Below are 12,832 nucleotides of genomic sequence, written 5' to 3' on the forward strand. Positions count from 1 at the left end.
TTGGAACAGAACAAGCCGTTCCGCATCTGGAGGTCCACGATGACCGCACTGGACACCCGCCCGGCACAATCACCCACGGACTCCACGCCCGCCTCCCCGGACCCCGTCGGGACCGCAGGGGCCGCCACGCTGCAACCCCCGGCCGCCTCGGAGGCGGCGCCTTACCGGTGGCGGTGGCCGGCGCTCGCCGTGATCCTCGCCGGTTCCGTGATGGAGCTGCTCGACGCCACCGTCACCAACATCGCGGGCCCGACCATGCGGGCGGACCTCGGCGGCGGCACCTCGCTGATCCAGTGGCTGGGGGCGGCGTACATCCTGGCCATGACCGCCGGCCTGCTGACCGGCGGGCGGCTCGGCGACATCGTGGGCCGCAGGCGCATGTTCCTCATCGGCGTGGCCGGGTTCACGGTGGGCTCGCTGCTGTGCGCCCTGGCCTTCTCCCCGGAGACGATCATCGCGGCCAGGATCGTGCAGGGGCTGTTCGGGGCGGCCATGATCCCGCAGGGCATGGGGCTGATGAAGGAGATGTTCCCGCCCAGGGAGCTGGCGACCGCGATGGGGCTGTTCGGGCCGGTCATGGGGCTGTCGGCGGTGGGCGGGCCCATCCTGGCGGGCGCGCTGACCGCCGTCGACTGGCGGCTGATCTTCCTGATCAACCTGCCCATCGGGGCCGGTGCCGCGCTGGCCGCCCTGCGTTTCCTGCCCGCCTCCCGCCCCCGCAAGGGCACCCGGCTCGACCTGCCCGGCGCGGTCCTGGCCTCGGCCGGCGTGGTGCTGCTGGTCTTCCCGCTGGTGCAGGGGCGGGAGCACGGCTGGCCCGCCTGGTCGTTCGCGATGGTGGCCGCCTCCGTCGCGGTGTTCGCGCTCTTCGCCGCCCACCAGAGGAGGAAGGCCGCGCGGGGCGGCGACCCGCTGGTGGCGCCGAGCCTGTTCGGCAAGCCCGCGTTCGTGTCCGGCATGGTGACGGGGGCGATCTACTTCGCCGCCTTCGCCGGGTTCCTCCTGATCGTCGGCCTCTACACCCAGCTCGGGCTGCACTACTCCCCGCTCAAGGCGGCACTGACCGGCGTACCGTCCTCGCTCGGCATGATCGCGGGCATGGGCGTCGCGCAGGCCGCCCGGAGGCACGGGCGCAAGGTGCTGCTGGCGGGGGCGCTCGTCATGGGGCTCGGGGTGCTCGCCATGATCGTCGTCTCCGGGCCCGGCGTCTCGCCGTGGCAGCTCGCTCCGGCGCTCGCCGTCGCGGGGCTGGGCAGCGGGCTGATCATGACGCCGTACTTCGGGATCGTGATGGCCGCCGTCGACCCCTCGGAGACCGGCTCCGCCTCCGGCACTCTGTCAGCGCTGCAGCAGGTGGGCGGGGCGCTGGGGCTGGCACTGCTGGGGACCGTGTACTTCGGGACGGGGAGCGTGCAGGTCGCGTTGGGGGTGGCGGCGGGGATGATCGCCGCGACGTTCGTGGCGGGTCTGATGCTCCCCCGCCAGACCCGCGACGAGACGCCTCCCCACCCCACCCACTGACTTCGCTCGCCCCGGAGTGGGCGGGTGGTGGGCGGATGTGGGCGAGCGGTGGGCGAGCGGCGGGCGGACGTCGGCGGGCGGACGTCGGCGGGCGGACGTCGGCGGGCGGACGTCGGCGGGCGGACGTCGGCGGGCGGACGTCGGTGGGCGGACGTGGGTGGGTGGGTGTGGGGAGGTTATGGGTGGGCGTCTTGGGAGGGGTGGGTGCGGGACTGCTCCATTCCGCTCAGCAAGTAGCCCAGGCCCTCGTCGAACGTGGCGTCCCAGTCCAGGTCCAGGCCGTGTTCGGCGAGGGCCGGGTAGCGGTCGGCACGGTCGCGGAGGAATCCGTCGGTGTCCGTGCCGTTCCGGCCCTCCCAGGTCACCTGCATGATGACCGAACCCATGACGTAGTTGGACAGGCTGTACGCCGCCGCGTTCGGTGCGGTGAAGCCGGCGGCGGTGAGGGTCTCGTAGAGGAACTCCGTGCGCTCCAGCGCGTTCGGGCCCATGAGGGGCCGGTCGAGGATGGTGGCCGACCACGGGTGGCGGAGCAGGGCCGCACGCCAGCCGCGCATCAATCCGCGCACCCGCGCCTGCCAGTCATCCCCGGAAGCCGTGCCAGGCAGGCCGCCCCCTCCCCGCTCGACATCCCCGGCAGCAGTGCCGGACAGGCCGCCCCCTCCCCGCTCGACATCCCGGGAAGCGGTGTCCGCCGAGCCCGCCTCTCCCCGGCCGTGGCCTGCAGGAGGGGGCGCCGGCAGGCGGACCTCGCGGAAGATGGCGTCCAGGGTCAGGTCCAGGACGTCGTCCTTGGTCTTGACGTGCCAGTAGAGGGTGGTCGAGCCGGTGTTCAGGCGTTCGGCGAGGCGGCGCATGGTCAGGCGGCCGACCCCCTCCTCGTCCAGCAGCGCCATCGCCTCTTCCACGATCCGGTCCAGCGTCAGGGTCTGCCGGGGCGTCCTGCGGGGGCGCGACCACACGTTGTCCATCCGGAGATAATACGTTGTACGAGGGATCGATGGTCTAGTGGGTGGAACGTTGGTCCGGAGGAGGGTGGTCATGGGGCACATCGACGTGAGCGAGGTGACGTACCTGCTGCCCGACGGGCGGCCGTTGCTGCTGGAGGTGTCGTTCAAGGTGGGTGACGGCGCCAAGGCGGCGCTGGTCGGGCCCAACGGGGCCGGCAAGAGCACGTTGCTGCGGCTGATCGCCGGGGAGGTGGCCCCCGTGGCAGGCAGAGTCGTGGCGAGCGGGGGGGTCGGGGTCATGCGGCAGTTCCTGGGCGCCGGGACCGTGCGCGATCTGCTGCTCAACGTGGCGCCCCGGCGGATCCAGGAGGCGTGGGCGGCGCTCGAAGGCGCCGAGGCGGCCATTTCGGCGCGCGACGACGAGGAGCACCAGCTCGGCTACGCGCAGGCCATCGCCGACTACGCCGACGCCGGCGGTTACGAGCTCGAAGTGGTGTGGGACGTGTGCGCCACCGAGGCGATGGGGGTGCCGTACGAGGAGATCAGGGATCGGAGCCTGACCACGCTGTCCGGCGGCGAGCAGAAGCGGCTCATGCTGGAGGCGCTGCTGCGCGGGCCCGACGAGGTGCTGCTCCTCGACGAACCCGACAATTATCTGGACGTACGGGGCAAGCAATGGCTGGAGCGGGCGATCCAGGCGTCGGGGAAGACCGTGCTGCTCGTCTCGCACGACCGGCGGCTGCTGGCCGAGGCCGCCGACCGGATCGTCACCGTCGAGGCGCGCGGGGTGTGGGTGCACGGCGGCGGGTTCGCGAGCTACGCCGAGGCCCGCAGGCAGCGCAAGGAGCGGCTGGAGGAGCGGCGGCAGCGGTGGGAGGACGAGCGGGGGCGGTTGCGGCGCCTGGTGCACACGCTGCGGCAGCGCTCGGCCAACAACGACGCGCTGGCGGGGGCGTACCAGTCGGCGGTGACGCGGCTGGAGCGGTTCGAGCGGGCGGGGCCGCCGGAGCGCGCGCCCAAGGAGCAGAACGTACGGATGCGGTTGCGCGGCGGCCGCACCGGCAAGCGCGCGGTCGTCTGTGAGGAGCTGGAGCTGAGCGGTCTGCTGCGGCCGTTCGCCACCGAGATCTGGTACGGCGAGCGCGTCGGCGTGCTCGGCATGAACGGCACCGGCAAGTCCCACTTCCTTCGCCTGCTGGCGGGCGAGCCGATCGCGCACAGCGGCGTCGCGCGGCTGGGCGCCAGGGTGTCCCCCGGCCACTTCGCCCAGACCCACCTGCGGCCCGACCTGCACGGGCGGCCCGCGGCCGAGGTGGTGATGCGCGAGCACGCGATGACCCGCAACGAGGCGATGGCGGCGCTGGCCCGGTACGAGCTGGCGCCGGCGGGCGGGCAGCCGTTCGAGACCCTGTCGGGCGGGCAGCAGGCCAGGCTGCAGATCCTGCTGCTGGAGCTGTCGGGCGCGACGCTGCTGCTGCTCGACGAGCCGACCGACAACCTCGACCTGGCCAGCGCGGAGGCGTTGCAGCGGGGGCTGGGCGGGTTCGAGGGGACGGTGCTGGCCGTGACGCACGACCGGTGGTTCGCCGACGACCTCGACCGGTATCTGATCTTCGGGGCGGACGGCCTCGTGCGGGAGACCGACGAGCCTCGCTGGGATCTCTGAGGCCGGCGCGCGGCAACCAGTGGCCGGGGTCGCACCGACGCTACGCCGGGGCGGGGTCGGGGTCGAGGTCGCTACGCCGGGATCGGGGTCGCGCGGTCGCTACGCCGGGGTCGGGGTCGCGCGGTCGCGGCGCAGTGTCGTGAGGGTCATGGTCTCGTCCACGGCCTCCGGCGACAGTACGTGGTCCAGCACCATCACCGCGCAGCCGCTGATGCCCGCGCCCGCTCCCAGCCGGCTCGGCTCGATGCGCAGCCGCCTGGTCGCCAGGGCCGTGGAGCGGCGGTAGACGACCTCCCGGATGCTCGACACCAGTGGCCCGAACGCCTCCGCCACGTCCCCGCCGAGCACGACCACCGACGGGTTGAGGATGTTGACCGCCCCGGCCAGCACCTCGCCGATCCGGCGGCCGGCCTCGCGGACGGTGGCCATCGTCTCGGCGTCGCCCGCGCGCACCAGCGTCGTCACGTCCGAGATCGTCTTGACGTCCTTGCCGCGCCCGCGCAGCTCCCGCAGCAGGGCGGTGCCGCTGGCCACGGAGTCGACGCAGTCGTAGTTGCCGCAGCGGCACAGCACGCCGCCGCCGTCGAGCACGGGGATGTGCCCGATCTCGCCCGCCGCGCCGAGCGCCCCGCGCAGGATGCCGCCGCCCGCGATCACGCCCGCGCCGATGCGCGTGGAGATCTTCACGAACATCAGGTCGTCCAGCTCGGGGTAGGTGCCGCGGTGCTCGCCGATGGCCAGCACGTTCACGTCGTTGTCCACGAGCACGGGCACGGGGAAGCGCTCGCGGATGATCGGCGGGATCACCACGCCGGTCCAGGAGGCCATGACGCGGGCGCTCTCCGTACGGCCCTGCGCGAACTCGACCGTGGCCGGCACGCCCATGCCGACGCCCCTGATCATCGCGCGCGGCCGGTCGCCGAGCAGTTCGTCCCAGGTGTCCATGAGCAGCGGCAGCACGATGTCGGGCCCCTGCTCCACGTCCATGGTGAACTCGCGCCCGGCCAGCTCCTGCCCGGCCAAATCGCACACGGCCACGCGGGTGCGGCTGGCGCCGAGCGCCGCCACCAGGACCACGCCGCCCGCGGCGTTGAACTCCAGCCGGACCGGCGGCCGCCCGCCCGTGGACGGGGCGTCGTCGCGCTCCACGACCAGGCCGCGTTCCAGCAGCTCACCGACGCGCAGCTGCACCGCGGGGCGCGACAGGCCGGTCACCCGGCCGAGGTCGGCCCGCGTCACGGCCTCACCGGTGCGGATGAGGCGGAGCACCTCACCACTTGTGGCAAGGGTCGCGGCGGTACGTCGTGGCATCGGCTAAGTGAACCACATGGGGTTGTGTCATGAAAAGTCAGAACTTTTTTATCTCAAATACCAAAACTCCGCTTGTGTGTGACCCAAACTCTCGTTAGTGTCCGTTCTGTCCCTGCTTGGTAGATCATCGGAGCCCCTTACCGTGTCCACCCACCCGGCAACCAGCCCTGCCCACATCGCCGACCTCGTCGTCTTCGGCGGAACCGGCGACCTCGCCATGCGCAAGCTGCTCCCGGCGCTGTACCACTGCGACAGGGACGGCCGGCTCGCCCCGGAGACCCGCATCATCGCCATGTCCAGGGGTGGACTGACCGACGCAGACTTCCGCGGCAAGGTGGACGCCGAGGTACGCGACCAGGTGCCCGTCGACGATCCCGCCATGTGGCAGCGCTTCCTGGGCCGCCTGCACCACGTGTCGGTGGACGTCGGGGGCCAGAACAGGTCCGGGTGGAGCGCGCTGACCAGGCTCCTCGCCGGATACGAGCAGCGCGACCGGGTCTTCTACCTGGCCAGCCCGCCCAGGACGTTCGGCCCCTTCTGCCGCGAGCTGGAGGAGGTCGGCCTCGTCACCCCGCGCTCCCGCGTGGTGCTGGAGAAGCCGCTCGGCCACGACCTGCCGAGCGCGCAGCGCATCAACGACGAGGTCGGTGCCATCTTCGACGAGCGCCAGATCTTCCGCATCGATCACTACCTGGGCAAGGAGACCGTCCAGAACCTCCTGGTGCTGCGCTTCGCCAACGCCTTCCTGGAGCCGGTCTGGAACTCCCTGTGGATCGACCACGTCCAGATCACCGCCGCCGAGACCGTCGGCACGCCCGGCCGGCGCGGCTACTACGACCACGCGGGCGCGCTGCGCGACATGGTGCAGAACCACCTGCTCCAGCTGCTCACGCTGACCGCGATGGAGCCGCCGGCCCGCAACGACCGCGAGTCGATCCGCGACGAGAAGGTCAAGGTGCTGCAGTCGCTGCGGCCGATCACCGGCGGCGAGGTGGACCGGTTCACGGTGCGCGGCCAGTACACCGAGGCCGACGGCATGCCGGGCTACCTCGACGAGCCCGCCTCCACGCCGCCGACGGAGGCGTCGGAGCGGGTGGAGACGTTCACCGCGATCCGGGCCGAGGTCAAGAACTGGCGGTGGGCGGGGGTGCCGTTCTACCTGCGTACCGGCAAGCGGATGCCGTACCGGCGCTCGGAGATCGTGGTGCAGTTCAAGGACGTGCCGCACTCCATCTTCCCCGGGGGCGCGCCCAACCGCCTGGTGCTGCGGCTGCAGCCGGAGGAGGGCATCGAGCTGCACATCATGGCCAAGGAGCCGGGCGCGGGCGAGGTGACGCTGAAGCCGGTGCCGATGTCGCTCAGCTTCGGCAAGACGTTCACCACCCGGGTGCCGGAGGCGTACGAGCGGCTGCTGACCGACGTGCTGGCCGGTAACCCGACGTTGTTCATGCGGCGTGACGAGGTGGAGGCGGCCTGGCGCTGGATCGACCCGATCCTCGACGCCTGGAAGGCCGACCCCGCCCTGCCCGAGCCCTACCCCGCCGGTACGACCGGCCCCGCCGGAGCCCACGAACTGCTCGGCCGCAGCGGTCGCGCTTGGCACGAGGAGGAACTGTGAACCGCATCATCCAGGACATCACCGACCGCATCGCCGAGCGCAGCTCCGCCAGCCGGAGCGCGTACCTGGAGCGGATCCGCCAGGACGGCGAGGCCGCCAGGGCGAAGGGCCCGGCGCGGGCGCACCTCGGGTGCGCGAACCTGGCGCACGGCTTCGCGGGCGCCCCGGCCGAGGACAAGCCGGTCCTGCGCGCCGCGGCCAAGCCCGGCGTGGCCATCGTGACCAGCTACAACGACATGCTGTCCGCGCACCAGCCGTACGAGACGTACCCGCCGGAGCTGAAGGCGGCCGTGCGCGCGGCGGGCGGCGTGGCGCAGGTGGCAGGCGGCGTGCCGGCGATGTGCGACGGCATCACGCAGGGACGGGCCGGCATGGAGCTGTCCCTCTACAGCCGCGACGTGATCGCCATGGCGACCGCTATCGCGCTGTCGCACGACATGTTCGACGCCACGCTGCTGCTGGGCGTGTGCGACAAGATCGTGCCCGGCCTGTTCATCGGGGCGCTGCACTTCGGGCACCTGCCCGCGCTGTTCGTGCCCGCCGGCCCCATGGCCTCCGGCCTGCCGAACAAGGTCAAGGCCCGCACCCGGCAGCTCTTCGCCGAGGGCAAGGTCGGCAGGGACGAGCTGCTCGACGCCGAGGCGAAGTCGTACCACTCCCCCGGCACCTGCACCTTCTACGGCACCGCGAACTCCAACCAGGCGCTGATGGAGGTCATGGGCCTGCACCTGCCGGGCTCGACGTTCGTCAACCCGCACACCGAGCTGCGCCACGCCCTCACCCGGGCCGCCGGTCGGCGCGCGGTGGAGATCACCGCGCACGGCTCGGAGTACACGCCGATCGGCGAGCTGGTCGACGAGAAGTCCATCGTGAACGCCTGCGTCGCCCTGCTGGCCACCGGCGGCTCCACGAACCACACCCTGCACCTGGTGGCCATGGCCGCGGCCGCGGGCATCGTGCTGACCTGGGACGACCTGGCGCAGCTGTCGCAGGTCGTGCCCTCGCTCACCAAGATCTACCCGAACGGCCAGGCGGACGTGAACCACTTCCGCGACGCCGGCGGCATGCAGGTGCTCATCGGCGACCTGCTCGACGAGGGGCTGCTGCACGGCGACGTGCTCACCGTGGCCGGCCCCGGCCTCGACCGCTACCGGGAGGCGCCGGAGCTGGTGGACGGCGAGCTGGTCTGGTCGCCGGTGACCGGGGGCAGCAAGGACCTCGACGTGCTGCGGCCGGTCGCGAGGCCGTTCTCGGCGGACGGCGGCATCCACATGGTGGAGGGCAACCTCGGCCGCGCCGTCAGCAAGGTCTCCGCGGTCAAGCCCGAGCACCTGGTCATCGAGGCGCCGGCCAAGGTCTTCCACGACCAGCTCGACCTGATGAAGGCGTTCGAGGCGGGCGAGCTGGACGGGCAGGACTTCGTGGCCGTCATCCGCTACCAGGGCCCGAGCGCGAACGGCATGCCCGAGCTGCACAAGCTCACCTCGCCGCTGGCCGTGCTGCTCGACCGGGGGCAGCGGGTGGCGATCGTCACCGACGGCCGCATGTCGGGCGCGTCCGGCAAGGTGCCCGCGGCCATCCACCTGTCGCCCGAGGCCGCCGACGGCGGGCCGATCGCGCTCGTGCGCGACGGCGACGTGATCAGGCTGGACTCGGCGGACGGCACGCTGGAACTGCTGGTGCCGGCCGAGGAGCTGGCCCGGCGCGTGCCCGAGGGCCGCCCGCTGAGCGACGCGCAGTGGGTCGGCACGGGCCGCGAGCTGTTCGCCGCCTTCCGCCGGATGGCCGGGCACGCCGAGCAGGGCGCCGGCATCTTCGGGGTGAGCGGCGCCGAGTCGCCGCACCACGGCCCCGGTCTGGGCTTCCCGGCCGAGGCCGGCTCCTCCCACCTGGAGACGGGCGCGCCGGTAGGTGCGCGCCCCGCCGGGCTGATGCGGTGACCCTCGTGTGCGGTCGTGGCATTCTTCGGTGTACGGCGAGCGATCTTGATGCCGCCCTGAACGCCGGAGGTATGTGTGAGTGCCTTTGACCTTCCCTGGCTCGTCGCCGACATCGGGGGGACCAACGCCAGGTTCGGCCTGGTCACCTCGCCCGGAGCGCGCCCGTCGAACGTCGCGGTCCTGGCCGGTGCCGACTACGACACCCTCCCCGAAGCCGTAGCCGCCTATCTCGCGGAACACGCGGGCGGAGTGCGACCGGGGGCGGCGTGCCTGGCCCTGGCGGGACCGATCGACGGCGACCGCTACCGGCTCACGAACTCGAAGTGGGCCGGCTCCGTACGCGACCTCGACGTGCCGTACGCCCGGCTGCTCAACGACTTCGAGGCGCTGGCCGTGTCGCTGCCGCACCTGGCGGGCGACGAGCTGGTGTCCCTGGGCGGGCCCGAGCCGGCTCACGGGGTCAAGGCGGTGCTGGGCCCGGGGACCGGGCTCGGCGTGGGCGGGCTGGTGCCGACCGAGCACGGCTGGACGGCGGTCCCCGGCGAGGGCGGGCACGTCACGGTGCCGGTGGTGGAGCAGCGGGAGTTCGAGATCGTCCGCGCGCTGGAGACGATGGGAATGCCGCACGTGGTGGCCGAGCACGTGCTGTCCGGGCCCGGGCTGGTGCGGCTGTACCGGGCGCTGGCCCTGGTCAACGGCGTCAGCGCGCCGGACCTGACGTCCTCGGACATCGTGGCGCGGCAGGACGACTCGCTGTGCGCCGAGACGATCGAGGTGTTCTGCGAGATGCTGGGCAGCTTCGCCGGGAACGTGGCGCTGACGCTCGGGGCCCGGGGTGGGGTCTACCTGGCCGGCGGAGTGCTGCCACGTATCGTGGAACGCGTGCGTACCAGTGGCTTCCGTACGCGGTTCGAGGCCAATCCCGACATGGCCGCCTACCTGGCGGGCATCGGGACCGTGCTGATCGTCGCATCCCAGCCGGGGATGACGGGCGCGGCCGCCTGGCTGAGCCAGCGTGCCCGCAGGGAGTTCGTGAGCTGAGAGCGGCACCAGCCGTTCCCGGCATTGGACGGCCGTCGACCGGCCGATGAGGAGAAGGAATCCATGAGCCTGCTCGATCTCGCCCCAGTGATCCCCGTCGTGGTGATCGAGGACGTCGAGACCGCCGTCCCGCTGGCCCGGGCGCTGGTCGCCGGTGGCCTGCCGGTCATCGAGGTGACCCTGCGCACGCCCGCCGCGCGCGAGGCCATCGCCAGGATCGCCGACGAGGTGCCCGAGGCGACCGTGGGCGCGGGGACGATCCGGACGACCGACGACATCGCGGCGTCCGTGGCGGCGGGGGCGAAGTTCCTGGTCTCGCCCGGCACGACCCTGTCGCTGGTGGAGGCGATGGACTCGAGCGGCGTCCCGTACCTGCCGGGTGCGGCCACCGTGTCCGAGGCGATGGCGCTGGTCGAGCGGGGGATCAAGGAGCTGAAGTTCTTCCCGGCCGAGGCCGCGGGCGGCGTCCCCTACCTGAAGGCGATGGGCGGGCCGCTCCCGGACGTACGCTTCTGCCCGACCGGCGGCATCCGGGTGAACACCGCCCCCGACTACCTCGCGCTGCCGAACGTGGGCTGCGTCGGCGGCACCTGGCTGACCCCCTCCGACGCGCTGGCGGCCGGCGACTGGGGACGCGTGGAGAAGCTGGCCTCGGAGGCGGCGGCCCTCAGGTAACTCGCGTTCCGGGTGACCCGGCCGCTTGATCGTGGAAGGTGTTCGTGTTCCGCGCATGGGAGCAGCTCGGACGCCGTTCAGGCGCTCCTGGGTCTTCGAGATGGACGCTCTTCGCTCCGGGGAAGGTCCGGTCATCGAGCCGAGGATTCATGACGGAGCTCCCGATCCGGCGAAGCCGCGTTCCTACGGCCGCATGATCTACTGGGCCAAATACTGAGCCGAGCCCGGGCAGGCGGCTCCGGCGCGGTTCATCAGCTCCAGATCGACACGTGCACCGGCGGGCGGAAGCGGCTGCGGGGGATGCCGTCGTCCGGGGTACGCATGATCTGCGTGGCCGCCGGGGTCGTCAGGAAGTCCAGGAACGTGCCGGCGGCGGCCGGGCGGCTGGTGGGTTCCAGGGTGGTGGCGTACCAGTAGGCGGGCAGCGGGGTGGCCGGGGTGTCGATGGGCACGAGCTCGCCCCTGCGGACCTGGGAGGCCACCAGGTGGGCGGTGGCGGGCGCGACCCCGGCGCCCTCGGCCGCCGCCTTCCAGGCCGCCGTCTGGTTCGCGAAGACGCGCACCTGCGACTCCGGCACCCGTAACAACCGCAGCAGGCGGCTGGTGTCGCTGGCCGGGTCGGTGCCGGACGGGCCGACCAGCCAGTGGTCCCGGCGGCCGCGCGGCGCCCCGACCACGATGAGGCGGCAGCGCAGGACGGGCCGGCTGACCAGGCCCTCCCCCGGCGCCTGGGCGCCCAGCGCGACGTCGGCCAGGCGGCTGGTCAGCAGCAGCGGCACCTCCGTCGTGGCCGCCACGCCGGTCGTCGCGTCCACCGACTTGCGCTGGGTGAACAGGCAGATCAGGGGCCCGGCGACGTACTCGGCCAGCCCGGCGTCCATGACCACGTGCAGGCGCGCCACGTGGCCGGACTGCACGGCGGCGACCGCCTCCGCGCCGAGGGCGACCATCTGGGAGGCGATGCCGAGCAGCCGCCGGCCACCCTCCGTGAGCACCATCCGGTCGCCGGAGCGGGTCACCAGCGGGTCGCCGAGGTGCCGGCGCAGCTGCGCCAGCGACTGGGAGACGGCGGGCTCGCTGACGCCGAGCGCCCGCGCGGCGGCCTTGACGGAGCCGAGGCGGGCGACGAAAACGAACGCGCCGAGCTGGCTGAGTGTCACGCACCCTTCATAGTTCTCCGGACCCCATTAAGGAAACCCTTATTTGCGGATTGTCGCGACAAATCGGTAACAGCACTGTGCTCTCATGCAGGTTCCCGCGAGGTTCGAATACGAGAGAGCCGAGAGCGTTCCGCACGCGCTCGAGCTCCTGGAGCGGTACGGTCCCGAGGCACGGGTGGTGGCCGGCGGGCACAGCCTCATCCCCATGATGAAGCTGCGCCTGGCCCAGCCCGAGGCGCTGATCGACATCAACGGCCTGGCCCCTGAGCTGGGGCGGATCGGGGTCGAGGGCGACGAGCTGGCCATCGGGGCGCTGGTGCGGCACGCGGAGTTGCTGGAGAGCACCACCGCCACCGACATTTTCCCGATATTTCGGGATGCGGAACGCGTTATTGCCGACCCAATAGTGCGAAATCGGGGGACCGTTGGAGGTTCCTTGTGTCAAGGCGATCCTTCTGAGGATTTGTCGGCGGTGTTCTCGGCATTGCGGGCGACCGCGGTCATCCAGGGGCGTGGCGGCACTCGTACCGTTCCGGTCAGACAATTCCACGAGGGTCCTTACGAGACCGCGGTCGCGGACGGCGAGCTGCTGATCCAGCTCCGCGTGCCCGTCACGCCCGGCACGGGCAGCGCGTACGTGAAGGTCGAGCGGCGCGTCGGCGACTGGCCCGTCGCGGCGGCCGGCGCGGTCCTCAGGATAGAGGACGGCGTGATCGCGCAGGCGGGCATCGGGCTGACCGCGGTCGGGGCCGAGCACTTCTGCGCCCCGGAGGCGGAGGCGTACCTGGAGGGCCGGGCGCCGGGCGAGGAGGCGTTCGCGGAGGCGGGCCGGATCGCGGCCGCGAACTGCGAGCCGCACGCCGACCAGCGCGGCCCCGCCGACTACAAGCGACACCTGGCCGCCGAGCTGACCCGGCGCGCCCTGACCACTGCCGCGGGAAGGATCTGAC

The 12,832-nt window shown here is 72.4% G+C and carries 10 protein-coding genes; 7 read left to right on the forward strand and 3 right to left on the reverse strand.

Translation table 11 applies throughout. The features are described 5' to 3' along the window. Positions 1 to 39 precede the first annotated feature (39 nt). Positions 40 to 1,521, forward strand: a complete 1,482-nt coding sequence (locus ACTWPW_RS32990; protein ID WP_443170898.1) for an MFS transporter — start codon at positions 40 to 42, stop codon at positions 1,519 to 1,521. A 176-nt stretch (positions 1,522 to 1,697) separates the two neighbouring features. Here the strand turns inward: ACTWPW_RS32990 and ACTWPW_RS32995 are convergent, their stop codons facing one another. Beyond that, positions 1,698 to 2,492: a TetR/AcrR family transcriptional regulator gene (locus ACTWPW_RS32995; protein WP_443170899.1), complete on the reverse strand. Its 795-nt coding sequence runs from the start codon at positions 2,490 to 2,492 to the stop codon at positions 1,698 to 1,700. 70 nt (positions 2,493 to 2,562) lie between these two features. Between ACTWPW_RS32995 and ACTWPW_RS33000 the strand changes: the two genes are divergently transcribed. Further along, positions 2,563 to 4,137: an ABC-F family ATP-binding cassette domain-containing protein gene (locus tag ACTWPW_RS33000; protein ID WP_443170900.1), complete on the forward strand. Its 1,575-nt coding sequence runs from the start codon at positions 2,563 to 2,565 to the stop codon at positions 4,135 to 4,137. 99 nt (positions 4,138 to 4,236) lie between these two features. On the opposite strand, the gene ACTWPW_RS33005 is transcribed toward ACTWPW_RS33000, so the two are convergent. Beyond that, positions 4,237 to 5,448 carry an ROK family transcriptional regulator gene (locus ACTWPW_RS33005; RefSeq protein ID WP_375116479.1) on the reverse strand — a complete coding sequence of 404 codons (1,212 nt, stop codon included), beginning with the start codon at positions 5,446 to 5,448 and terminating at the stop codon, positions 4,237 to 4,239. A gap of 142 nt (positions 5,449 to 5,590) precedes the next feature. Here ACTWPW_RS33005 and zwf point away from each other — a divergent pair, with 142 nt between their 5' ends. The 4 genes from zwf to eda all read left to right on the forward strand — a co-directional run bounded on the left by zwf (position 5,591) and on the right by eda (position 10,722). Continuing rightward, on the forward strand, positions 5,591 to 7,066 hold the full coding sequence (gene zwf / locus ACTWPW_RS33010) for a glucose-6-phosphate dehydrogenase (protein ID WP_375116480.1): 1,476 nt from the start codon (positions 5,591 to 5,593) through the stop codon (positions 7,064 to 7,066). After that, a complete protein-coding gene (gene edd, locus ACTWPW_RS33015) occupies positions 7,063 to 9,006 on the forward strand; it encodes a phosphogluconate dehydratase (RefSeq protein ID WP_375116481.1) in 1,944 nt (647 codons plus the stop codon). The genes zwf and edd overlap by 4 nt, the downstream gene beginning before the upstream one ends. A gap of 75 nt (positions 9,007 to 9,081) precedes the next feature. Next, positions 9,082 to 10,047 carry a glucokinase gene (gene glk, locus ACTWPW_RS33020; protein WP_375116482.1) on the forward strand — a complete coding sequence of 322 codons (966 nt, stop codon included), beginning with the start codon at positions 9,082 to 9,084 and terminating at the stop codon, positions 10,045 to 10,047. 63 nt (positions 10,048 to 10,110) lie between these two features. Then, on the forward strand, positions 10,111 to 10,722 hold the full coding sequence (eda, locus tag ACTWPW_RS33025) for a bifunctional 4-hydroxy-2-oxoglutarate aldolase/2-dehydro-3-deoxy-phosphogluconate aldolase (protein WP_375116483.1): 612 nt from the start codon (positions 10,111 to 10,113) through the stop codon (positions 10,720 to 10,722). Between the two features lie 251 nt (positions 10,723 to 10,973). On the opposite strand, the gene ACTWPW_RS33030 is transcribed toward eda, so the two are convergent. Then, positions 10,974 to 11,882 (reverse strand): LysR family transcriptional regulator, encoded by a 909-nt coding sequence (locus ACTWPW_RS33030; RefSeq protein WP_375116484.1) that lies wholly within the window; start codon positions 11,880 to 11,882, stop codon positions 10,974 to 10,976. 85 nt (positions 11,883 to 11,967) lie between these two features. Here ACTWPW_RS33030 and ACTWPW_RS33035 point away from each other — a divergent pair, with 85 nt between their 5' ends. Further along, on the forward strand, positions 11,968 to 12,831 hold the full coding sequence (locus tag ACTWPW_RS33035) for an FAD binding domain-containing protein (protein ID WP_375116485.1): 864 nt from the start codon (positions 11,968 to 11,970) through the stop codon (positions 12,829 to 12,831). Position 12,832 lies beyond the last annotated feature (1 nt).

Source organism: Nonomuraea sp. KM90, assembly GCF_052246675.1.
GTDB lineage: Bacteria > Actinomycetota > Actinomycetes > Streptosporangiales > Streptosporangiaceae > Nonomuraea.